The organism is Pseudomonas cremoricolorata (genome assembly GCF_000759535.1).
Taxonomy (GTDB): Bacteria; Pseudomonadota; Gammaproteobacteria; order Pseudomonadales; family Pseudomonadaceae; genus Aquipseudomonas; species Aquipseudomonas cremoricolorata_A.
Map to the genome: position 1 here is coordinate 2,464,185 of NZ_CP009455.1, position 21,827 is coordinate 2,486,011.

Sequence of the window (21,827 nt, forward strand, 5' to 3'; positions counted from 1 at the left end):
TCCGAAGATCCTTGGGGCGGCGTCAGGCCAACCCAAGGACTTTAACGGATAGCCACGGCGCTGACATCACTCCTTGAGGTTGCCGCCGTGGATGCCTTGCGTGGCTCGGTCAATGAGGTTGCCGCCGTGAATACCCTCAGTGGCATTCTGCGGGAGGCGCGACACGGACTCGACGACCACACGCGCACGGTCGCAGGGCTTGTCGGGGGTGAAGGTGTGACGCAGGGTGTTGATGAACAGCAACTGCCCGCAGTGGGTAATTCTGACGCTCAGCGCGTAGTCACCACGGCTGTGCAGCCGCGTCTCGTCGTAACTCAGGGGCAATTCCAGGTGAAGTGGTCCGCCGAGCAGCAGTTGGCTCTGGGCAACGCTGACGGCTGGCGCATCGGCCAGGCTGACATCGTCGAGGCTGAGGCTGATCAGCGTGTCAGGGCTTGGCATCGATTCGCCCTGGCTGCTGGTGATCTCGACGGTGATGGTCTTGATGAGCGGTGGTTGGATGTTGCACGGCATGGAGGCTCCAGAGCCGATGACCAAGAAGGGCGTCAGTGCCAGATTTCATCGGCACGCGGACCATAGCGACCGATCCGCGCGCGGTGCACTCGGAAGCTCCCCCGGCGCTCAGCTGATGGCCAGCGTGCCCAGTTCCTTGCGATGCGCCGCCACCTGTCGGATCGACAGTCGCAGTTCGGCCGACAATACGCGCTTGGCCACACCTTCGCTGAGTTCTGCCAGACGCGGGTGATAGCCCAGGCGCCCATTGTCGTCGGGTTGCAATACGCCTTGCTCGATCAGGGTCTGGATGAAGTGGCGGAACAGCGTCTTGTCGAAGAACTCGGGCGCGTTGAGGCCATGCAGAATCGACAGGCGCTGGGCCATCATCACGCACAGATCTTCCAGTGCCTCGGCACTGAGGGTGTGCTGACCGTGGTTGAGCAGCAAGGCAGTGGCCATGTAGAAGCGTTGCAGGGTCTGGGTGATGGCACGGGCCAACAGGGTCAGCATGACGAACTGCTGCGAGCTGGGCGCGGGGCGGATATACACGTCCTGCTCCTGACGCAGCAGGCCGTGCTCGACCAGCGCCGTCAGCCATTGATCGATGGCCTCGGGGAGTTGTTCGGGCGTCCAGCGCAGGAACAGTTCGGCTTGCAGGAACGGATACAACGCCGCGACATACTGGCTGATCTGCTCACGACTGATACGCGAGCTGCTGAGGAAGAAGCTGGCCAGCAGTGCCGGCAGGGCGAAGATGTGCAGCACATTGTTGCGGTAGTAGGTCATCAGCACGGCGTTGGCTTCGTCCAGGTACAGAATGCGCCCCAGCGCATCGTTCTGCTCGGCGAGAAACTGCATGTCCTTGACGTGTTTGATCAGCGCCAGACCGTCGCCTTCCGGCAAGGTCGTGTGCGGCGAATACGGCACTTGGCGCAGCAGCGACAGGTACAGGTCGAGCACGCGCGTCAGTGCGGTTTCATCCAGTGCATGACGGCTGGTCGAAAGCAGCGCCAGCGCCACCAGGTTGACCGGGTTGATGGCTGCGGCTTCGTTGAGGTGACGCGCCACGGTATCGCCCAGGCGGGTGGTGATTGCGCTCAGCCATTGCGGGCGGTATTGCGGGGCCAGCGACTGTTCGCGCCAGTCGGGTTGTTGCTGATCGAGAAACTGCCCGAGGCGAATCGGCTCGCCGAAGTTGACGTAGACCTGGCCGAAGCGCTGCTTGAGCGCGCCGAACACCTTGAAGATGTCGAAGATCGATTCCTTCTTCTTGCTCGCTCCGCGCAATTCGCCCAGGTAAGTACGACCCTCCAGTACCCGTTCGTAGCCGATGTACACGGGCACGAAGGCAATCGGCGTGCGCGACGAGCGCAGGAAGCTGCGCAGGGTGATGGCCAGCATCCCGGTGCGTGGCTGCAGCATGCGCCCGGTGCGCGAACGGCCGCCCTCGACGAAGTACTCCACCGGAAAGCCTTTGGTGAACAAGGTGTGCAGGTATTCGTTGAACACCGCGGTGTACAGCGGATTGCCCTTGAACGTGCGGCGCATGAAGAACGCACCGCCGCGGCGCAGCAGCCCGCCCACCACCGGCATGTTGAGGTTGATACCGGCCGCTACGTGGGGCGGGGTGAGACCGTTGCGAAACAGCAGGTACGACAGCAGCAGGTAGTCGATGTGACTGCGGTGGCAGGGCACGTAGATGATTTCGTGATCAGGGGCGATGGCCTGCACCTGCTCGATGTGATTGACCTTGATGCCGTCGTAGATCTTGTGCCAGAACCAGCTCAGCACCACTTCGAGAAAGCGAATCGCCGTGTAGGTGTAGTCTGAGGCGATCTCGTTGCCATAGCGCAGCGCCTGGGCTTCTGCCTTGGCCGGGTCGATGTGCTGGCGTTCGGCTTCTTCGTTGATGGCCTGGCGTACCAGCGGCGCATGGATCAGGCCTTTGACCAGATTGCGCCGGTGCGAGACGTCAGGGCCGATGACCGCACTCTTGAGGTTGCGAAAATGCACGCGCATCAGGCGCTGCGCCATGCGCACGGTGCGCTCATGGCCCTTGTTGTGCTGCACCAGTTCGCGCAAGTGGATGGGCGCCGAGAACTGCACACGGGTCTTGCGCCCCAGGATCAGCACCGTCAGCAGCCGGCGCAGGCGACCGGTGACCGCCCAGCTGTCGGCGAACAGCAGCTTCCACGGGCTCGACTCGCTGTCGGGCGACTGGCCCCAGAACACGCTCACCGGAATGATCTGCGCATCTTCTTCGGCATGCTCACTCAGCACCTCGACCAGACGTTCCAGGGTCGGCGGTGCGCCGCGCTTGTCGTGACGGCCCAGCCAGTCGGGGTCGGGAGTCAGGTAGAAGAACGCGGCCGGCTCGTGCAGAGGGCCGACCGTGACCGGCAGTACCGGGCGCGGCAGCCCGGCTTTGGTGCATTCGCGGTCGAGTACCGCCAGGTCGGTGAGCGCGGGCGAGGGCAGGGCGTAGAACACCGGGCGGCTGCGGTCGAGGTTGAGCGTGGTCGACGACTGGTTGATGGTCTCGGAACGGACCCAAAGGTAAAGAACGCGGCGCAGGGCACTGAAGAGCAGGCGGCGCAGAGGGGAACGTGTCATCGAAAAGGCCCTGGGAGCAGATTTTTCGGGGATGGCGCAGTGGTTTAGTCTGCGGCAAAGGCAGAAGTTCAGCAAAACGCTGGAGGACGCTTTGTCCTGTCATATCTTTCTTCAATACGGATCGGATTATCGGCCTGAGGCTTGCAGGCTTTTTCTACACGCCGTGTCGTCACACTCCACTGATCGTGTCACGACCGGCGTTTTTCACAATAAAAATCCGGAGTATGCAGATGTCGTCTCGTGAGACTGGGAATGTCAAATGGTTCAACGATGCCAAGGGCTTTGGCTTCATTCAGCGTGAAGGCAGCGCTGACGTGTTCGTGCATTACCGAGCGATTCGCGGTGAGGGCCATCGTTCGCTGGTCGAGGGCCAACGCGTCGAATACGCACTCGTAGAGGGTCAGAAAGGCCTGCAAGCGGAAGACGTGGTAGGTCTGTAACCCCCGCCCTTGAGGTATCGGCCGGCCATGTGCAAGGCATGGCCGGCCGATCGGCTGGCGCCGCGTTTCAGGACGTACGCCAGGTGATTTCTTCCTCACCATCAGCGCTGACCCTGATCCAGCGGTCGGCATCTTCCTCGCCATCGGCTTCGCTCCAACTCCCCGGCGCGCAACGTACTTCGACATCCAGTGCGGCGTAGGCGGCCCGCGCGCAGGAGACATCGTCTTCCCACGGTGTCTGGTCACTTTCCAACAGCAGGCTGTTCCATTTTCCTACAGCTTTGGGTATCCAAGTGACCGGGATGTTACCGGCGTGGCACTTCCAGGTCTGACCACGTTGTTGCCAGGCGCTGCACGGGCCAATGGCCTGTGCCAGCCACTTGGCGATCAGCGTGTGGTCGACGTCTGCGTCTTTCAGGTAGATCTCGATATCAGGTTGGCGCATGGGAAACTCCAGGGTGTGCTCAGGCTTGGCGCACGAAATAGTCATAGCGCATGGAGATCGTGACCTCGAACGGTGCACGCTGTTCGATGACCCGGCTGCGTCGCTCGGCGCTGGCGCGCCAGCCATGGGGAGTCATCGCCAGCAGGTCGGCGCGTGCCTTGGGCTCGGCCAGCTGCAGACGAAACTCGAGCACCTCGCTGTGCTGGTGCTGCATGCCCTGCGGGACCAGCGCCAGGTGCTTGTCGTCGGCGTAGGGACGTACTTCGTCGTACAGCGCCTCGCGCAGCTCCATCAGGTGGCCTTGGGTCGGGCCGACCCGCATCAGGCCGCCACCGACACTCAGCAGGCGCTTGGCTTCGGCCCAGTCGAGCGGGCTGAACACGCTGGCGATGAACTGGCAACTGGCATCGGCCAGTGGCACCCGGGCCATGCTGGCGACCATCCAGGTCAGCGCGGGGGCGCGGCGGCAAGCACGCTTCACCGCCTCCCGGGAAATGTCCAGCGCGTAGCCGTCGGCGGTTGGCAGGGCCTGGCCGAGTTGGGCGGTGTAGTAGCCCTCGCCGCAGCCGATGTCGAGCCAGCGTGCCGGCGCCCGCTCGGCGGCCAGTTGCGCCAGACGCTGCGCCACCGGGGCGTAGTGGCCGGCATCGAGGAAGTCCCGGCGGGCCTCGACCATGGCCTGGTTGTCGCCCGGGTCGCGGCTGTTCTTGTGCTGCACCGGCAGCAGGTTCAGGTAGCCCTGACGGGCACGGTCGAAACTGTGCCCGGCGGCGCAGCGCACAGCGTTGTCGAGCCGCGTCAGCGGCGCCTGGCAGAGAGGGCAGGTGAGCATCAGGCGAGCAACCGAACCAGGGTCTGGTAGTAGATTTCGGTCAGCAGGTCGAGATCGCTGGCCAGGATGCGCTCATCGACCTGGTGGATGGTGGCGTTGACTGGCCCAAGCTCGACCACCTGGGTACCCATGGTGGCGATGAAACGGCCATCGGAGGTGCCGCCGCTGGTGGAGGGCTGGGTTTCGCGGTCGGTCACCTGGCGAATGCTCGCAGCCACGGCATCGAGCAGTTCACCGGGTTCGGTGAGGAACGGCAGGCCCGACAGCGCCCAGTCGATCGACCAGTCCAGTTGGTGGCGGTCGAGAATCTGCGCCACCCGCTGCTGCAGACCTTCGACGGTCGATTCGGTCGAGAAGCGGAAGTTGAACAGCGCGACCAGCTCGCCGGGGACCACGTTGGTGGCACCGGTGCCGGCATTGAGGTTGGAAATCTGGAAGCTGGTCGGCGGGAAGAATGCGTTGCCTTCGTCCCAGTGCTCGGCGGCCAGTTCTGCCAGAGCCGGTGCGGCCAAATGAATCGGGTTGCGTGCCAGGTGCGGGTAGGCCACATGGCCTTGCTTGCCGCGCACGGTGAGGGTGGCGCCGAGCGAGCCGCGGCGGCCGTTCTTCACCACATCGCCGAGCAGGTGAGTGCTCGACGGCTCGCCGACGATGCACCAGTCCAGCCGCTCGTTGCGCGCTTTGAGGCGCTCGACCACCGCTTTGGTGCCATGGTGCGCCGGGCCCTCTTCGTCACTGGTGATGAGGAAGGCGACCTTGCCGCGGTGGTTGGGGTAGTCGTGCACGAAGCGCTCGCTGGCCACCACCATCGAGGCCAGGCTGCCTTTCATGTCGGCCGCGCCGCGGCCGCAGAGCATGCCGTCGGCATCGATCAGCGCATCGAATGGCTCATGCTGCCACTGCTGAACCGGGCCGGTGGGCACCACGTCGGTATGCCCGGCGAAGCACAGCACCGGGCCGTCCTGGCTGCCGTGGGTGGCCCAGAAGTTGTCGACGTCCTCGATGCGCATGGGCTCGAGCTCGAAGCCCACGGCGCCCAGGCGGTTCATCATCTGTGCCTGACAGTCGGCGTCGACCGGGGTGACCGAGGGGCGACGGATCAGGTCGCACGCCAGTTGAAGGGTGGGTGAGCGCTCGGCTGGGGCGGTCATGAGGGACTCCGGGGCAAGGCTTGGGCGAAAACGGGGGCGTTATCTTATAGCAATATGCCGATGGTCGCCGTAATCGTTATTCGCCCGCCGCCTTCAGGCTGCCTCCTTCGGTTTGGGCAGCGACGACATCAACGCCATCACCAGCGCCGCCAGGTACGGCAGCGACTGCACCAGTAGCATCGCCACCCAGAAGCGCATGTCCGAGCTGGGCAAACCTTGCACCAGGTAGATACCTGCCGCCGCGCCCCACAGCAGCAGCATGATGAACACTTCCTCGCGGGCTTCGGCCAGGGCCTTGAACAGGCCGTGGCTGTCGGCGTGCTTGGGCGTGCGGATGAACGGCATGCTGCTGGTGAAGAAGCCGTACAGCACCGCCTTGGCGATGGTGTGCGACAGCGCAAGCCCGGCCAGCGCCGCGGCGAAGGCATCGCGTAGGTCCACACCCACTGCGCGGCGGTAGAGGAACACGATCTTGCCGACCTTGAAGAAGAACAGCGCCAGCGGCGGAATGGCAAAGATCATCAGCGGCGGATCGACCCGGTGCGGCACGATGATCATCGCTGCCGACCACAGCAGTGCGCCGACGGTGAAGAAGATGTTCATGCCGTCGGCCACCCACGGCAGCCAACCGGCGAGGAAGTGATAGCGCTGGCCGCGGGTCAGCTCGCTGCCCTTGCCGCGCAGCAGCGCCGAGGCATGGTGCTTGATGATCTGGATGGCGCCATAGGCCCAGCGGAAACGTTGCTTCTTGAAGTCGATGAAGGTGTCGGGCATCAGCCCTTTGCCGTAGCTGTTGTGCGCATAGGCGGCCGACAGGCCTTTTTCGAACACCCGCAGGCCCAGTTCGGCATCTTCGCAGATGCACCAGTCGGCCCAGCCCAGCTCTTGCAGCACCGAGCGGCGGGTCATGGTCATGGTGCCGTGTTGGATGATCGCGTCGCGGTCGTTGCGGGTCACCATGCCGATGTGGAAAAAGCCTTTGTATTCGCTGTAGCACAGCTTCTTGAAGGTGCTTTCGTGCTGGTCGCGGTAGTCCTGCGGCGACTGCACCACGGCGATTTTCGGGTCGGCGAAGTGCGGCACCATGTGCTTGAGCCAGTTGCGGTCGACGCAGTAGTCCGAGTCGATCACCGCGATCACCTCGGCATCCTCGGCGGTGTGCGGCAGCAGGTAGTTCAGCGCGCCGCCCTTGAAACCGGCCAGCGGCGCCACGTGGAAGAACTTGAAACGCTCACCCAACGCTTCGCAGTGGGCCTTGAGCGGCTCCCACACGGCCGGGTCCCTGGTGTTGTTGTCGATCACCAGCACTTCATAGTCGGGGTAGTCCAGCGCGGCCAGGGCATCGAGGGTCTGCTTGACCATTTCCGGCGGCTCGTTGTAGCACGGCACATGCACCGAGACCTTGGGCCGGTAGTGTGAGTCGCCTTCCACGGGCAGGAACTCGCGCCGGCGTTTGTGCGTCCACACCGCCTCAGCCAGCTCGTGGGCCTCGGTCAGCAAGACGATGAACACCCCCAGCGCACCGAGTGCCAGCAGCACCCCCACCGACAGGCTGAACCAGGTGCTGTACTGCTGGCTGTAGTCGTAGGCGATCCACACCAGCACCGATCCGCAGAGGAAGGTGATGAAAGTCAGGAAGGTGCGGCCGCGCTGGCGCAGCGCCGAGCCGTCGATCAGCAGTACGGTCAGGGCGATCATCGCCAGCACCACCGACGCCACCGCCAGGGCACGCCATTGCGGAATCGCCACCACCGGCCCTTCGAAGTTGAATTTCTGCTGCCGCTCGGCGTTGAACACCCCCCAGTAAGCGCCCACCGAGCCTTCGTCGCTGGCCTTCCACGGCTGGTCGTAAGCCTCGATGACGAAGTAGTTGTAACCCTGACGGTTGAGGGTATTGACCAAGGTGCGCAGGTAGATCGCCTGGTCGGCCTGCGTTGCGTCGGCGCCGCCGCGCATGCGTCCGTTGCTCGGCCAGCCGACCTCCGAGAGCAGCAACGGCTTGCGCGGGAATTGCAGCTTGAGGTCGCGGGCGCGGTCGAGCACGAAGGTCACCGACTCGCGCATCGGGATGAACTCCCAGTACGGCAGAATGTGCGCGGCGATCAGGTCGACGTGCCCGGCCAGCTCGGGGTTTTCCTTCCAGATGTGCCACTGCTCACTGGTGGTCACCGGCACCTTGACCGCAGCACGCACGCGGTCGAGGTACTGAATCAGCGCCGGGGCGGTGATTTCCTTGCGGAACAGCGCTTCGTTGCCCACCACCACCCGCACCACGCTGCGCGAGGTGTTGGCCAGCTCGATGGCCTTGTTGATTTCCCGTTCGTTACGTTCCTGGTCAGGGCTGATCCACACCCCCAGGGTCACCCGCAGGCCCAGCTCCTCGGCCAGCCGTGGAATGTCGGCCTGGGTGCCTTCGACGGTGTAGATGCGGATGCTGTCAGTGAGCTTGCTCATCTGCTCGAGGTCTTGGCGCATCTCGTCGTCGGTAGGGTATTGACCGCGCTGAGGGCTCTCGCCAAGGCGGAACGGCGAGTAAGAGAAGCCGGAAATCTGCTCAGGCCAGGCGGGAGCCGAGACCGGGCGGTTGATCAACGCCCAGAAGCCGGTGAACAGGGCAGCGATGGCCAGGACCACCACCAGGTTGAGGCCAAATTTGCGTGAGGGCATAACGATTGGGGATTCCGATTGAAGCGGGTAACTGAGCGGACAAGCACCTGCATACCTGACAAAAAAGAGCCGGTATCCCGCTTTGCTGTCGTCCATGTCTTATTTCAGTGAGGCATTAAAGCAGGGTTCATGCCGTCTTTCCTAACCGGCGACGCTCGGCACCGCCTTGTGGTGGGTGTCTCGCAAGCGTGGCTGCCCTATACTGCGCGGCGTTTTTTGCAGAGGTGAGCCATGAGCACAGAAGATCCCCGCTTTGCCGGCGTTGCCCGGCTGTATGGCGATGACGGCCTGCAGCGCTTGCGTGAGGCCCACGTCGGTGTGGTCGGCATCGGCGGTGTCGGCTCGTGGGTCGCCGAGGCCCTGGCGCGCAGTGGCGTGGGTGAGATCAGCCTGTTCGACCTCGACGATGTCTGCGTGAGCAACACCAACCGCCAGGCCCACGCCCTGCAGGGGCAGATCGGCCGGGCCAAGGTCGATTCCACCGCCGAGCGGTTGCGGGCGATCAACCCCGACTGCCAGGTGCATGCCGTGGCCGATTTCGTCACTCGCGAAAGCATGGCCGAGCACATCACCGAGCAATTGGACTGCGTGATCGACTGCATCGACAGCGTGATGGCCAAGGCCGCGCTGATCGCCTGGTGCCGGCGGCGCAAGATCGCCATCGTCACCACCGGCGGTGCAGGCGGGCAGATCGACCCTACGCAGATACAGATCGCCGACCTGAACAAGACTTTCAATGATCCGCTGGCCTCGCGGGTGCGCTCGACCCTGCGCCGCGACTACAACTTCTCGCGCAACCAGAGCCGCAACTACGGCGTGCCCTGCGTGTTTTCCAGCGAACAGCTGCGCTACCCGAAAGGCGATGGCAGCGTCTGTCTGCAAAAGAGCTTCGTCGGCGAAGGCGTGCGCCTGGACTGCTCGGGCGGCTTCGGTGCGGTGATGATGGTCACCGCCACCTTCGGCATGGTGGCGGCGAGCAAGGCGGTGGAAAAACTGGTGGCCGGCGCCCGCCGCCCCTCCGAGCGGGCAAAGCCTGCGCAGTGAGCACGGCCACGCTTAGGCGATGGCTTGCGACATCCTGTGCAGCACGGCATGCAGGCCATTGCTGCGCGAAGGCGAGAGCTGGCGCTCAAGGCCCAGCTCAGTGAACCAGGCGCGCAGATCCACCTGCGCCAGCTCCTCGTAAGTCAGCCCCTGCACCCTGACCAGCAGCAGCGCCAGCAGCCCACGCAGCAGGCGGGCCTCGCTCCCGGCTTTGAAGTGCCAGTGCATGCCACGGGGCTCGGTCACCAGCCAGACCACACTTTCGCAGCCGTGCACACGGTTGGCCTCGACCTTTTCCGTTTCGCTGAGCGGTTCCAGCGTGTCGCCCATCTGCATCAGCAAGCGCGCACGCTGTTCCCAGCCCTGTGCCTGGGAAAAGCGCTGCAACGCTTCGGCAGCTTCAAGCGGCAGGCTCATCGCAACAGCTCCAGGCCCTGGTCGAGGGCATCGAAGAAACGCTGCAGGTCGTCACTGTCGTTGTACAGGCCCAGCGATACGCGGATCGCGCCGTCCAGCCCCAGGTGCTGGAGCAGCGGCATGGCGCAGTGATGGCCGGCGCGCACGGCGATACCCTGCTCGGTCAGGACATGGGCGATATCGGCGTTGTGCACGCCTTCGACGATGAAGCTGACCAAGGCTGTTTGTGGCGCGCCCAGCACGCGAATGCCTTGGCGTTCCTGCAGGCCGCCCAGCAGCAGGGCGTGCAAGCGCGCTTCGTGGGCAGACACCGCCTGGGCGTCGAGGCTGGCCAGGTAATCAAGGGTCGCGCCCAGGCCGATGACCCCGGCGATCGGCGGGGTGCCGGCTTCCAGGCCCAGCGGCGCCGGGCGGAAGCTGGCCTGTTGGTACTCGGCCAGGTGCACCATCTCGCCGCCGAACTGCCAATGGCGCACGTGTGCCAGTGCCTGGCTGCGACCATACAACACGCCCACACCGTCTGGGCCATACAGCTTGTGGCTCGACATCACGTAGAAATCGCAGCCCAGTTGCTGCAGGTCGGGGCGAGCGTGCACCACCCCTTGCGCGCCGTCGACCACACTCAGCGCGCCTTGCGCGCGGGCATGGGCGAGCAGGGGCCCGAGCGGTTGCCAGGTGCCGAGCACGTTGGACAACTGGCTGATCGCCAGCAGGCGCGTGCGCGGGCCGATCAGTTGCATGGCCGCATCCAGATCGAGCTGGCCCTGGTCGTCGATGGGCAGAATCACCAGGCGCAGGCCGCGACGCCGCGCCAACTGTTGCCAAGGCAGCAGGTTGGCATGGTGTTCCAGCGCGCTGACTGCGATTTCATCACCTGCCTGGAAGCCATGTTCCAGGCCATAGGCGAGCAGGTTCAGTGCCGAGGTGGCGCCGTGGGTGAAGACGATCTGCTCGGCGCTGCCTGCATTGAGCCAGGCGGCAAGCTTGGCGCGGCAGTGTTCGAACGCCTGGGTCGCCAGCGCGCCGGGCATGTGCTGAGCACGGTGGACATTGGCGGCGCCATGGCCGTAGTAATACAGGAGCGCGTCGAGCAGGGCCTGGGGCTTCTGGCTGGTGGCGGCGCTGTCCAGATAGGTCTGCTGCTGGCGATGCAGGGCGGCGATGGCAGGAAAATCGTCGCGCCAGGGGGAGGGCTGGAACATGGTCGCGGGGCCTGGAAAGAAAAACGGGTCTGGCATTACGCCAGACCCGATCTTAGCACTGCAACCGCGGGTGCAACCGCGCAACGGCTTCAGTTGTGCGCGTGCAGCGCCTCGTTCAGCTCGATGGCCGACTTGTGGGTCTTGCACTCCACCGCGCCAGACTCTGAATTGCGGCGGAACAGCAGGTCGGTCTGCCCGGCCAGCTCACGCGCCTTGACCACCTTGACCAACTGGTTCTGCTCATCGAGCAGTTGCACCTTGGTGCCGGCGGTGACGTACAGGCCCGACTCCACGGTGTTGCGGTCACCCAGCGGAATGCCGATGCCGGCGTTGGCACCGATCAGGCAGCCTTCGCCGACGGTGATGACGATGTTGCCGCCTCCCGACAGGGTGCCCATGGTCGAGCAGCCGCCGCCCAGATCCGAGCCTTTGCCGACGAACACACCGGCCGAAACACGGCCTTCGATCATGCCCGGGCCTGCGGTGCCGGCGTTAAAGTTGACGAAGCCTTCGTGCATGATCGTGGTGCCTTCACCGATGTAGGCACCCAGACGCACACGGGCGGTGTCGGCGATGCGCACGCCAGCCGGGACCACGTAGTCGGTCATTTTCGGGAATTTATCGACCGAGAACACGTCCAGCAGCTCGCCTTTGAGGCGCGCTTCGAGTTGCCGCTCGGCCAGCTCGCCCAGATCGATGGCGCCCTGGTTGGTCCAGGCGACGTTCGGCAGCAGCGGGAAGATGCCGGCCAGGGACAGGCCGTGAGGCTTGACCAGACGGTGCGACAGCAGGTGCAGCTTGAGGTAGGCCTCAGGGGTCGAGGTCAGCGCGCTGTCCTCACCGAGCAGGGTGGCGACCAGTGGTTTGTGGCTTTCGGCCAAGCGGGTCAGCAGGGCGCCTTGTGCGGCATCGATCGGTTTGACCACTTCGGCCAGCTGCGCGGCTTGCGCGGTGCTGAAGGCGATGGCCTGGTTGCCGCCCTGGTAACCGAGGATCGGCGCGATGGCCTCGATCAGCTCGGCGCTGGGTTTGAGCAGCGGTTGGGCGTAGAAGACTTCCAGCCAGTTTTCCTGACGGTTCTGGGTGCCGACGCCGAAGGCCAGGCTGAACAGGGTAGTGGACATGCAGTTACCTCATGCGAAAGGGGGTGGGCGGGTGGCGCTCAGGCCAGTGCCGCGGCGTAGGTTTCAGGTTTGAAACCGACCAGGGTGCGGTCACCGAGGTCTAGCACCGGGCGCTTGATCATCGAAGGTTGGGCAAGCATCAACTCGACGGCCTTGGCCTGGTCGAGGTCGGCCTTGCTGGCCTCGTCGAGCTTGCGGAAGGTGGTGCCGGCACGGTTGAGCAGCACTTGCCAGCCATGCTCGTCGCACCAGCGCTCGAGGCGGGCACGGTCGATGCCTTGGGTCTTGTAGTCATGGAAGCTGTACGCCACCGGCTGCTGGTCGAGCCAGGTGCGCGCTTTCTTCATGGTGTCGCAGGCTTTGATGCCGTAGAGGGTGTACGCCATTGAATGCTGAGGACAGTGCCGGACAGGCCAGCGCTTTCCACGATCTCCGGAAAAAAGTGTCGGGCGATTATGCGGCAATGGTTCGATGAGCGCCACGGCTGGGGCGTGACATGAACCCCACCTGTGCCGTGTTGTCCGTTACAGTGCTCGACGCCGCGCTGGAGGTATCGCCTCTACGACCAAGGTGCAGCAGTGCGCCAGGCGCTGCGGGCTTTACCCTTGAAGGCTCTGAGTCAGGATGCGTACGCCTAGGTGCCGACGCCTCCGCTTCCACCCGCAACTCCCTCGCTAGCCCAAGGAAACGCCGCCCATGCAGTCCGCCTACACCGTCCTCATCCTGCTGACGCTGGTGAGCCTGTCGAAACTGCTCGGGCGCATGATTCCGCTGCCTGTTCCGTTGCCGCTGGTGCAGATCGCCGCGGGGGCGCTGCTGGCCTGGCCGACGCTGGGTCTGCATGTGGCGCTCGACCCGGAGCTGTTTCTGTTTCTGTTCCTGCCGCCGCTGCTGTTCGTCGATGGCTGGCGCATGCCCAAGCGCGAGCTGTGGCGCCTGCGAGGTCCGGTAGTGGCGTTGGCGGTAGGGCTGGTACTGTTCATCGTGGTCGGCGCCGGTTACTTCATTCACTGGATTCTGCCCAGCATTCCCTTGCCGGTGGCCTTCGCCCTGGCCGCCGTGCTGTCGCCGACCGATGCGGTGGCGGTCTCGGCGATCACCCAGGGGCGGCTGCCGACGCCCTTGATGCACATGTTGCAGGGCGAGGCCCTGCTCAACGACGCCTCGGGCCTGGTGACGTTCAAGTTCGCCCTGGCCGCAGCCATCACCGGAGTGTTTTCCCTCACTGAGGCGAGCCTGACCTTCGTGCTGGTGGCCTTGGGCGGCCTGGCGGTGGGTGTGGCGCTGAGCTGGCTGGTGGGGCGCCTGCGCAGATGGATGATCGCTCGCGGTTGGGACGATCCGGCCACCCACGTGGTGTTCATGCTGCTGCTGCCGTTCGCCGCCTATGTGCTGGCCGAGCGCCTGGGCGCCTCGGGCATTCTCTCGGCGGTGGCTGCGGGCATGATGCAGAGCTGGCTCGACCTGCTGCCGCGCCAGACCAGCACGCGACTGCTCAACCGCAGCGTCTGGTCGCTGCTCGAGTTCGCCTTCAATGGCCTGATCTTCCTGCTGCTGGGCTTGCAGTTGCCGGATATCGTCAAGGCAGCCGTCAGCCATGAAACGACCTTGTGGCCGACCCTGGCCTACCGCTGCCTCGACGTGCTGGCGATCTTTGCGGTGCTGATTCTGCTGCGCTTCATCTGGGTGCAAAGCATCTGGCGGGCCATCGGCGTGATCCGTCGCTGGCGTGGCAAACCTGAGCTGGTGCTGCTGCCCACGGCGCGCTCCTGCTGGTTGCTGACCCTTGGTGGGGTGCGTGGTGCGGTGACTCTGGCCGGTGTGATGTCGGTGCCCTTGCTGATCGGCGCAGGCACCGCGTTCCCCGAACGCGACCTGCTGATCTTCATCGCCGCCGGGGTGATTCTGCTGTCGCTGGTCTCGGCCTGTGTGTCGCTGCCGATGCTGCTGCGTGGCGTCAGCCAGAGCGCCGACGAGACCCTGCAGCGTGAGGTGCAGCAAGCCTGGAAGCTCACCGCAGAGGCGGCCATCCATGCCTTGGAAGCCGAGGATGTGGTAGATGCCCAAGCACCTCAGGATGCCGCGCAGGCGGCAATGGCCACCGAGCTGAAAGGGCGCTTGATGGCCGAGTACCGCAACGAGCTGGAAAGCTACGATGACACTGACGAGGCGCGCGCGCTGGCTGAACACATGGAACTGCTCGAACGGCGGCTGCGGCTCAAGGCATTACGGGCGCAGCGCCTTGAGCTGTACCGCCTGCACCGCAAGCATCTGATCGGCGACGATGTGGTGCGCAAGGTCTTGAGCGAGCTGGACATGAGCGAAGCCAACCTCGGGGCGGTTGGCTGAACGCACGTCCGCGTTGGCTATCGGAGCCTGCCGTGCAGAGCAGGCCCGAAGGGCTGCTTAGCGCTGGCTGAGGAAGTGACGAATGCGCTCGGCCGCCTCGATGCACTCGGCCAACGGTGCTACCAACGCCATGCGCACACGCCCTGCACCGGGGTTGACGCCATCGACCTCGCGAGACAGGTACGAACCCGGCACCACGGTAACGTGCTCGGCCTCGAACAGATCACGGGTGAAGTCGGCATCGCACCCAGGCACCTTGGCCCACAGGTAGAAACTGCCGTCGGGGCGCTGCACCTCCATCACCGGTTGCAGAATCTCCAGTACCGCATCGTACTTGGCCCGGTACTGGTCACGGTTGTCGCGCACGTGGGCTTCGTCCTGCCAGGCGGCGATGCTCGCCAGTTGCGTCTGCACCGGCATCGCGCAGCCGTGGTAGGTGCGGTAGAGCAGAAATGGCTTGATGATCTCGGCGTCGCCTGCGACGAAGCCCGAGCGCAGGCCTGGCAGGTTGGAGCGCTTGGACAAACTGTGGAACACCACGCAGCGCTTGAAATCACTGCGACCCAGTTCGGCGCAGGCGCTGAGCAGGCCGGGCGGCGGAGCATCTTCGTCGAAGTACAGTTCGCTGTAGCATTCGTCGGCGGCGATGACGAAATCGTACTGGTCGGCCAGGGCGATCAGCTTTTTCAGAGTGTCCAGCGGCACTAGCGCGCCGGTGGGGTTGCCCGGTGAGCACAGGAACAGAATCTGGCAGCGTTGCCAGACCTCGGCCGGAACTGCCTCGAAGTCGGGGTTGAAACCGTTGTCTTCCAGGCACGGCAGGTAGTGCGGCGTGGCGCCAGCGAGCAGCGCTGCACCTTCATAGATCTGATAGAACGGGTTGGGGCTGACCACCAGGCCATCGGCACTGCGATCGACCACTGCCTGGGTGAAGGCGAACAGCGCTTCACGGGTGCCATTGACCGGCAGGATATGCTGATCGGCCTGCAACCAGCCAGCCGGCACGCCGAAACGCCGCTCGCACCACTGGCCAATGGCCTGGCGCAGCGCCGGCAAACCGAGGGTGCTGGGGTACACCGCCAGCTTGTCGAGGTTGTCGCTCATGGCCTGGGCCACGAACGCGGGCGATGCGTGTTTCGGCTCGCCGATCGACAGGGCGATGGCGCGCTTGTCGTTAGCAGGCGTGACGCTGCCGAGCAGGGCACGCAGTTTCTCGAACGGGTAGGGCTGTAGCTGGGTCAACGCTGGGTTCATCGGCGCAAGGTCTCGGCAATCGTTAGAAATTCACCCGGGCAGGGCTGGCGTCGCTGGCCTGGCCGGCCTGCAACTGCTCAATGATGGCTTCCTGCAAACGCAGGCACAGCTGCGGATCGGACAGCGGCTGGTTGTCGGCGTCGGTGACGAAGAACACGTCTTCGACGCGCTCGCCCAGCGTGGCGATCTTGGCGTTTTGCAGCGAAAGGTCGAACTCCAGGAAAATCCGCCCCAGCCGTGCGAGCAGGCCCGGGCGGTCGGGGGCAGTGATTTCGAGGATGGTCACCGGCCGCTGGGCATCGTTGTGGATGGTCACCTGCGGCGCGAAGGTAAAGTGCTTGAGCTGACGCGGCACCCGGCGCTGGATGATCGTCGGGTAGTCCTCTGGGGTGCGCAGCGCTTCGCTAAGGCCGTCGCGAATCTGCCGCACGCGCTGCGGATTGTCACCGATCGAGCCGCCGTCGTTGTCCAGCACGATGTAGGTGTCGAGGGTGAACTGGCTGCTCGAGGTGATGATGCGCGCGTCATGGATGTTCAGGTTGAGCTGGGCCATGGCGGCCACCGTCACGGCGAAGAAATCGTGCTGGTCGGGGGCATAGATGAAGATCTGCGTGCCGCCCTCGAATTCGCGCTGGGTGGTTTCCTTGATCAGCACCAGCGGGCCGCCATCGGCCGGTTGCTGGAGAATGGCATCGGTGTGCCAGGCAACATCGGCTGCGGTATGGCGCAGGAAGTAGTCATCGCCCAGTTGCGACCACAACTGCTCGACGTCATCGGGGTCGGTGCCTTCGCGAATCAGGATGTCCAGTGCCGAGCTCTGGGTCTGGCGAATCAGTTCTTCACGGTCGAGCGGGTTTTCCAGGCCACGGCGCAGGGCGCGCTTGGTCTCGCTGTAGAGCTGGCGCAGCAGGCTGGCGCGCCAGGAGTTCCACAGGCTCGGGTTGGTGGCGTTGATGTCGGCCACGGTCAGCACATACAGGTAGTCGAGCCGCGTCTCGTCGCCCACCAGCAGGGCGAAGTCGTTGATCACCTGCGGGTCGGAGAGGTCCTTGCGCTGGGCGGTGGTGGACATCATCAGATGGTTCTGCACCAGCCAGACGATCAACCGGGTGTCCCAAGTCGGCAGTTGATGGCGTTCGGCGAAGGCCTGCGCGTCTATCGCGCCCAGATCGGAGTGATCGCCCTGGCGGCCCTTGCCGATGTCGTGATAAAGGCCAGCCAGGTAGATCAGCTCCGGCTTGGGCAAGCGACCCATGAGCTTGCTGGCCAGCGGGAATTTCTCCGACACTGGGGTGTAGCTAAGCTTGCGCAGGTGCTTGATGAGATTGAGCGTGTGCGCATCGACCGTATAGATGTGGAACAGGTCGTGCTGCATCTGGCCGACGATGAAACCGAATTCAGGCAAATAGCGACCGAGTATGCCGTAGCGGTTCATGCGTCGCAGGTTGCGGTGGATGCCCACTTCGCACTTGAACAGTTCGATGAACAGGCTGGTGTTGCGGATATCGCTGCGGAAGCTGTCGTCGATCAGGTGCCGGCTTTCGCGCAGCAGGCGCACGGTGTCGGCGCGTACGCCCTTGATTTCCGGGTGCTGGGCCATCAGCACGAAGATTTCCAGCATGGCGAACGGGGTGCGCTTGAAGACGTTGGCGTGGGCGGCCTCGATATAGCCATCGTGCAGGCCGAAGCGTGCGTTCAGCGGTTGCGTGGTGCCACTGTCTTCGTCGGCGAGGATGACCTCCTCGAAGTGCTGGATGATCAGGTCGCACAACTGGCTGATGCTCATCACTACCCGGTAGTACTGCTGCATGAACTGCTCGATGGCGCGCTTGGGGTTCTCGTCGCTGTAGCCGAGCAGCGCGGCGACGCTGCGCTGGTGATCGAACAGCAGGCGGTCTTCGGCGCGCCCGGCGAGCATGTGCAGGGCGTAGCGGACCTTCCATAGAAACGCCTGTGACGAAGCCAGCAGCTCGTTCTCGCTTTCCAGCAGAAACCCTTCACCGGCCAGCGCGTGCAGGTTGAGCGTGCCGTACTGACGGCGCGCCACCCAGAGCACGGTCTGGATATCGCGCAACCCGCCGGGCGAGCCCTTGACGTTGGGTTCGAGGTTGTACTCGGTGTCGTTGTACTTGTGATGACGGGCCTGCAGCTCGGCGCGCTTGGCCAGGAAGAAGGCTTTGCTCGGCCACAGGTGCTCGGTGCTGGTGGCCTCGAGCATGCGCCGGCGCAGGGTCTCGGGGCCGGCGATGGTGCGGCTTTCCATCAGGTTGGTGATGATCGTGAGGTCTGCCTCGGCCTGCTCGGCGCATTCGTCGATGCTGCGCACGCTTTGTCCGACTTCCAGGCCGATATCCCACAGCAGGGTCAGGAAGCGCTCGATGGCCTCGCGGTACTGCTCGTGGTGCGCGCCGCCAAGCAGAATCAGCAGGTCGATGTCGGAGTGCGGATGCAGTTCGCCACGGCCATAACCGCCGACCGCCACCAGGGCGATGCCGCTGGCGTCACCCCAGTCGAACTGCAGCCAGGCCTGTTGCAGCACGTTGTCCACCAGCCAGGCGCGGTCTTCGATCAGCCGGCGAATGTCGCGGCCTTCGCGAAAGCGTCGGTCGAGCACCTCGCTGGCCTGGCGAATGGCCTTCTTGAAGGCAGCGATAGGGCTTGTCTTGAGCGCCAGTTCCGCCTGGAACTGGCCACGGTCGAACAGCTCGGGGTCCACCTGGGGCATCGAATCGCGTTCCTGTGCTGGAAAGGCCTGGCCGGGGTCAGGCGGAAGTGCGAGGGATAGTGTCGTCCTTGCGCAAGGTGAAGATCTCGTAGCCGGTCGCGGTCACCACCAGGGTGTGCTCCCACTGCGCCGAGAGCTTGCGGTCCTTGGTGATGGCGGTCCAGCCATCGCCGAGCACCTTGGTGTCGGCCTTGCCCTGGTTGATCATCGGCTCGATGGTGAAGGTCATGCCTTCGCGCAGCGCCATGCCTTCGCCGGCCTTGCCGTAATGGACGATCTGCGGCTCTTCATGGAACACCTTGCCGATGCCGTGGCCGCAGAAGTCGCGGACCACCGAGAAGCCGTTCTTTTCGGCGTGCTTCTGGATCACTTCGCCAATGTCGCCCAGGGTGCAGCCGGGCTTGACCAGTTCGATGGCCTTGTACAGGCATTCCTGGGTGACCTGCGACAGACGCTCGGCCCACGGCGCGACAGTGCCGACGTGGAACATGCGGCTGGTGTCGCCGTGGTAGCCGTCCTTGATGACGGTGACGTCGATGTTCAAGGTGTCGCCGTTCTTCAGCGGCTTGTCGGCCGGAATGCCGTGGCACACCACGTGATTGATCGAGGTGCAGATGGACTTGGGAAAGCCCTTGTAGTTGAGCGGTGCAGGGATCGCCTGCTGCACGTTGACGATGTAGTCGTGGCAGAGACGGTCGAGTTCTTCGGTGGTGACACCGGGCTTGACGTGCGGCTCGATCATTTCCAGCACATCGGCGGCCAGACGGCCAGCGACGCGCATCTTTTCGATGTCTTCTGCGGTTTTGATGGTGACGGTCATTACAGGCTCTCTACGGCGCGGGCTGGGCGCAGGCGAACGGGAAAGGGGCGATTCTACCAGAGCAGCGCGCTGGTCGGGCCAGGCGCGAACCGGCCTGGTGTGTTGCGTATTTTGCGGCTTTGCCGTCGGCACTGCAAAACGCCCTGACGGACGCGTCAGGTTGTGTGTTCCGTTTGTGCAAGGCCTGTGGTATAACATGCGCCGCTTTCGGGGGCGTCCCCGCGAGCCTAAACCCACACACGTGTCGACACGATGGCCTGGGTGCCCGGAATCTTCAGGATTCTCGGGTTGGTCATTGGGATACGTGGAGGCCCAACCCGACTTATCAAGGAACTATCATGTCCCAAGTCAACATGCGCGATATGCTGAAGGCCGGTGTGCACTTCGGCCACCAGACCCGTTACTGGAACCCGAAAATGGGTAAGTACATTTTCGGCGCGCGCAACAAGATCCACATCATCAACCTGGAAAAAACCCTGCCAATGTTCAACGAAGCTCTGGCTTTCGTAGAGCGTCTGGCTCAGGGCAAGAACAAGATCATGTTCGTCGGCACCAAGCGTTCCGCCGGCAAGATCGTTGCCGAGCAAGCTGCTCGCGCTGGTTCGCCGTACGTTGACCACCGCTGGTTGGGCGGCATGCTGACCAACTACAAAACCATCCGTGCTTCGATCAAGCGTCTGCGCGACCTGGAAACCCAGGCCGAAGATGGCACCTTCGCCAAGCTGACCAAGAAAGAAGCCCTGATGCGTTCGCGTGATCTGGAAAAGCTGGACCGCAGCCTGGGTGGTATCAAGGACATGGGCGGCCTGCCTGATGCCCTGTTCGTGATCGATGTCGACCACGAGCGCATCGCCATCACCGAAGCCAACAAGCTGGGCATCCCGGTTATCGGCGTTGTCGATACCAACAGCAGCCCGGAAGGTGTCGACTACATCATCCCAGGCAACGACGACGCCATCCGCGCCATCGAGCTGTACATGACTTCGATGGCCGACGCCATCATCCGCGGCCGCAACAACGTTGCTGGCGGCACCGAAGTCTACGCTGAAGAAGCGGCTGCACCTGCTGCCGAGTAAGTGACGCGTCGCGTCTGACTTGGCACGCAAAAAGGGGGCTCTGCCCCCTTTTTGCCACCTTGAAATCCTGCTGTCAGCATGTCCCTCGCATCATGGGCGCGCTGAGCCAACACAGCGGATTAGCAGAATTGAACGCCCGTGATGAGCGGGTGGAATGGTTGAAAAACTTTCCAAGAGGATTTTGAAATGGCAGCAATTACTGCGGCGCTGGTCAAAGAACTGCGCGAGCGTACCGGCGAAGGCATGATGGATTGCAAGAAGGCCCTGGAAAAGGCTGACGGCGATATCGAAAAAGCCATTGATGACATGCGCGCTTCGGGCGCCATCAAGGCTGCCAAGAAGGCAGGCAACGTCGCTGCCGAAGGCGCCATCGCGGTCAAGACCGACGGTAAGGTCGCCGTTCTGCTGGAAGTGAACTCGCAGACCGACTTCCTGGCCCTGCAGGACGACTTCAAGAACTTCGTCGCCGAAAGCCTGGAAGAAGCCTTCGCCCAGAAGCTGACCGATGCCGCTCCGCTGATCGCTTCGCGCGAAGCTGCTCGTGAGGCCCTGGTTGCCAAGTGCGGCGAGAACGTCAACATTCGTCGCCTGGTGCGCGTCGAAGGCGACGTGGTCGGCGCCTACCTGCACGGTAACAAGATCGGCGCTGCCGTCGTTCTGAAAGGCGGTGACGTCGAGCTGGCGAAAAACATCGCCATGCACGTTGCAGCGTCCAACCCCGAGTTCCTGGATTCGTCGGAAATCTCCGCCGAGGCCATCGAGCGCGAGAAAGGCGTCTTCCTGCAACTGAACGCCGACAAGATCGCCGGCAAGCCGGAAAATATCGTTGAGAACATGATCAACGGTCGCATCACCAAGTTCAAAGCCGAAGCCTCGCTCAAAGAGCAAGCCTTCGTCATGAACCCGGAAGTCAAGGTCGGCGAACTGGCCAAGAAAGCCGGCGCTGAAATCGTTTCCTTCACCTACTACAAGGTTGGCGAAGGCATCGAGAAACCGGTCGACGACTTCGCTGCCGAAGTTGCCGCACAGGTCGCTGCTGCCAAGCAGTAAGACAGAGACGTCTGTCGCCCCGAAGAGGCTGCCCGCTTACGCGCGCAGCCTCTTTGTCAAAGCGGGCAGGGGTTTATCCAATCCCGCACCGCTGGCGCCCAAACGGCGCCGCGCTACAGTAAG

18 protein-coding genes are annotated in these 21,827 nt (G+C 63.8%); 5 read left to right on the forward strand and 13 right to left on the reverse strand.

The features are described from left to right. Window positions 1-66: 66 nt before the first annotated feature. Window positions 67-513, reverse strand: a complete 447-nt coding sequence (locus LK03_RS10745) for a YbaY family lipoprotein (RefSeq protein WP_049870469.1) — start codon at window positions 511-513, stop codon at window positions 67-69. Between the two features lie 108 nt (window positions 514-621). After that, window positions 622-3,108, reverse strand: a complete 2,487-nt coding sequence (gene plsB / locus LK03_RS10750) for a glycerol-3-phosphate 1-O-acyltransferase PlsB (protein ID WP_038412326.1) — start codon at window positions 3,106-3,108, stop codon at window positions 622-624. 230 nt (window positions 3,109-3,338) lie between these two features. On the opposite strand from plsB, the gene LK03_RS10755 reads away from it, so the two are divergent. Next, window positions 3,339-3,548: a cold-shock protein gene (locus LK03_RS10755; protein WP_028696759.1), complete on the forward strand. Its 210-nt coding sequence runs from the start codon at window positions 3,339-3,341 to the stop codon at window positions 3,546-3,548. 67 nt (window positions 3,549-3,615) lie between these two features. Here LK03_RS10755 and LK03_RS10760 read toward each other — a convergent pair whose 3' ends face one another. The 4 genes from LK03_RS10760 to LK03_RS10775 form a co-directional block, all read right to left on the reverse strand. Then, window positions 3,616-3,993 (reverse strand): hypothetical protein, encoded by a 378-nt coding sequence (locus tag LK03_RS10760; protein WP_038412327.1) that lies wholly within the window; start codon window positions 3,991-3,993, stop codon window positions 3,616-3,618. 19 nt (window positions 3,994-4,012) lie between these two features. Continuing rightward, window positions 4,013-4,825, reverse strand: coding sequence for a putative RNA methyltransferase (locus LK03_RS10765; RefSeq protein WP_038412328.1), 813 nt, complete (start codon window positions 4,823-4,825; stop codon window positions 4,013-4,015). Further along, entirely contained in the window at window positions 4,825-5,976 is a 1,152-nt protein-coding gene (dapE, locus tag LK03_RS10770) for a succinyl-diaminopimelate desuccinylase (RefSeq protein ID WP_038412329.1), read from the reverse strand. The genes LK03_RS10765 and dapE overlap by 1 nt, the downstream gene beginning before the upstream one ends. A gap of 93 nt (window positions 5,977-6,069) precedes the next feature. After that, entirely contained in the window at window positions 6,070-8,643 is a 2,574-nt protein-coding gene (locus tag LK03_RS10775; RefSeq protein WP_038412330.1) for a glycosyltransferase, read from the reverse strand. A gap of 231 nt (window positions 8,644-8,874) precedes the next feature. Between LK03_RS10775 and tcdA the strand changes: the two genes are divergently transcribed. Then, a complete protein-coding gene (gene tcdA, locus LK03_RS10780) occupies window positions 8,875-9,687 on the forward strand; it encodes a tRNA cyclic N6-threonylcarbamoyladenosine(37) synthase TcdA (RefSeq protein ID WP_038412331.1) in 813 nt (270 codons plus the stop codon). A 12-nt stretch (window positions 9,688-9,699) separates the two neighbouring features. Here tcdA and LK03_RS10785 read toward each other — a convergent pair whose 3' ends face one another. From LK03_RS10785 to LK03_RS10800, 4 genes are all read right to left on the reverse strand, one after another. Further along, window positions 9,700-10,104: a SufE family protein gene (locus LK03_RS10785; RefSeq protein ID WP_038412332.1), complete on the reverse strand. Its 405-nt coding sequence runs from the start codon at window positions 10,102-10,104 to the stop codon at window positions 9,700-9,702. Continuing rightward, a complete protein-coding gene (locus LK03_RS10790) occupies window positions 10,101-11,306 on the reverse strand; it encodes an aminotransferase class V-fold PLP-dependent enzyme (protein ID WP_038412333.1) in 1,206 nt (401 codons plus the stop codon). The genes LK03_RS10785 and LK03_RS10790 overlap by 4 nt, the downstream gene beginning before the upstream one ends. Before the next feature lie 89 nt (window positions 11,307-11,395). Continuing rightward, entirely contained in the window at window positions 11,396-12,430 is a 1,035-nt protein-coding gene (gene dapD / locus LK03_RS10795; RefSeq protein WP_038412334.1) for a 2,3,4,5-tetrahydropyridine-2,6-dicarboxylate N-succinyltransferase, read from the reverse strand. A gap of 38 nt (window positions 12,431-12,468) precedes the next feature. Further along, window positions 12,469-12,816 (reverse strand): ArsC family reductase, encoded by a 348-nt coding sequence (locus tag LK03_RS10800; protein ID WP_038412335.1) that lies wholly within the window; start codon window positions 12,814-12,816, stop codon window positions 12,469-12,471. Window positions 12,817-13,126: 310 nt separating this feature from the next. Between LK03_RS10800 and LK03_RS10805 the strand changes: the two genes are divergently transcribed. Continuing rightward, the gene (locus tag LK03_RS10805; RefSeq protein ID WP_038412336.1) at window positions 13,127-14,779 is read left to right on the forward strand and encodes a Na+/H+ antiporter; all 1,653 of its coding nucleotides are present in this window, start codon (window positions 13,127-13,129) and stop codon (window positions 14,777-14,779) included. A 57-nt stretch (window positions 14,780-14,836) separates the two neighbouring features. Here LK03_RS10805 and dapC read toward each other — a convergent pair whose 3' ends face one another. The 3 genes from dapC to map are packed head-to-tail and all read right to left on the reverse strand — an operon-like array spanning window position 14,837 to window position 19,578. After that, complete coding sequence (gene dapC / locus LK03_RS10810; protein WP_038412337.1) at window positions 14,837-16,033, reverse strand: succinyldiaminopimelate transaminase; 1,197 nt, start codon at window positions 16,031-16,033, stop codon at window positions 14,837-14,839. Between the two features lie 22 nt (window positions 16,034-16,055). Then, window positions 16,056-18,758, reverse strand: a complete 2,703-nt coding sequence (locus LK03_RS10815; RefSeq protein ID WP_038412338.1) for a [protein-PII] uridylyltransferase — start codon at window positions 18,756-18,758, stop codon at window positions 16,056-16,058. A gap of 37 nt (window positions 18,759-18,795) precedes the next feature. Then, complete coding sequence (map, locus tag LK03_RS10820) at window positions 18,796-19,578, reverse strand: type I methionyl aminopeptidase (RefSeq protein WP_028696801.1); 783 nt, start codon at window positions 19,576-19,578, stop codon at window positions 18,796-18,798. 338 nt (window positions 19,579-19,916) lie between these two features. On the opposite strand from map, the gene rpsB reads away from it, so the two are divergent. Together rpsB and tsf are read left to right on the forward strand one after the other, a co-directional pair. Continuing rightward, complete coding sequence (gene rpsB, locus LK03_RS10825) at window positions 19,917-20,654, forward strand: 30S ribosomal protein S2 (RefSeq protein WP_027595792.1); 738 nt, start codon at window positions 19,917-19,919, stop codon at window positions 20,652-20,654. A gap of 186 nt (window positions 20,655-20,840) precedes the next feature. Then, window positions 20,841-21,704, forward strand: a complete 864-nt coding sequence (tsf, locus tag LK03_RS10830) for a translation elongation factor Ts (RefSeq protein WP_038412339.1) — start codon at window positions 20,841-20,843, stop codon at window positions 21,702-21,704. Window positions 21,705-21,827 lie beyond the last annotated feature (123 nt).

Bases quoted from the DNA above. Each gene is read 5' to 3' on its own strand.
- LK03_RS10755 (WP_028696759.1), top strand. From the start codon at position 3,339: ATGTCGTCTCGTGAGACTGGGAATGTCAAATGGTTCAACGATGCCAAG.
- LK03_RS10765 (WP_038412328.1), bottom strand. From the start codon at position 4,825: ATGCTCACCTGCCCTCTCTGCCAGGCGCCGCTGACGCGGCTCGACAAC.
- LK03_RS10785 (WP_038412332.1), bottom strand. From the start codon at position 10,104: ATGAGCCTGCCGCTTGAAGCTGCCGAAGCGTTGCAGCGCTTTTCCCAG.
- LK03_RS10745 (WP_049870469.1), bottom strand. From the start codon at position 513: ATGCCGTGCAACATCCAACCACCGCTCATCAAGACCATCACCGTCGAG.
- LK03_RS10760 (WP_038412327.1), bottom strand. From the start codon at position 3,993: ATGCGCCAACCTGATATCGAGATCTACCTGAAAGACGCAGACGTCGAC.
- LK03_RS10790 (WP_038412333.1), bottom strand. From the start codon at position 11,306: ATGTTCCAGCCCTCCCCCTGGCGCGACGATTTTCCTGCCATCGCCGCC.
- rpsB (WP_027595792.1), top strand. From the start codon at position 19,917: ATGTCCCAAGTCAACATGCGCGATATGCTGAAGGCCGGTGTGCACTTC.
- tsf (WP_038412339.1), top strand. From the start codon at position 20,841: ATGGCAGCAATTACTGCGGCGCTGGTCAAAGAACTGCGCGAGCGTACC.
- LK03_RS10815 (WP_038412338.1), bottom strand. From the start codon at position 18,758: ATGCCCCAGGTGGACCCCGAGCTGTTCGACCGTGGCCAGTTCCAGGCG.
- LK03_RS10805 (WP_038412336.1), top strand. From the start codon at position 13,127: ATGCAGTCCGCCTACACCGTCCTCATCCTGCTGACGCTGGTGAGCCTG.
- plsB (WP_038412326.1), bottom strand. From the start codon at position 3,108: ATGACACGTTCCCCTCTGCGCCGCCTGCTCTTCAGTGCCCTGCGCCGC.
- map (WP_028696801.1), bottom strand. From the start codon at position 19,578: ATGACCGTCACCATCAAAACCGCAGAAGACATCGAAAAGATGCGCGTC.
- tcdA (WP_038412331.1), top strand. From the start codon at position 8,875: ATGAGCACAGAAGATCCCCGCTTTGCCGGCGTTGCCCGGCTGTATGGC.
- dapC (WP_038412337.1), bottom strand. From the start codon at position 16,033: ATGAACCCAGCGTTGACCCAGCTACAGCCCTACCCGTTCGAGAAACTG.
- LK03_RS10775 (WP_038412330.1), bottom strand. From the start codon at position 8,643: ATGCCCTCACGCAAATTTGGCCTCAACCTGGTGGTGGTCCTGGCCATC.
- LK03_RS10800 (WP_038412335.1), bottom strand. From the start codon at position 12,816: ATGGCGTACACCCTCTACGGCATCAAAGCCTGCGACACCATGAAGAAA.
- dapE (WP_038412329.1), bottom strand. From the start codon at position 5,976: ATGACCGCCCCAGCCGAGCGCTCACCCACCCTTCAACTGGCGTGCGAC.
- dapD (WP_038412334.1), bottom strand. From the start codon at position 12,430: ATGTCCACTACCCTGTTCAGCCTGGCCTTCGGCGTCGGCACCCAGAAC.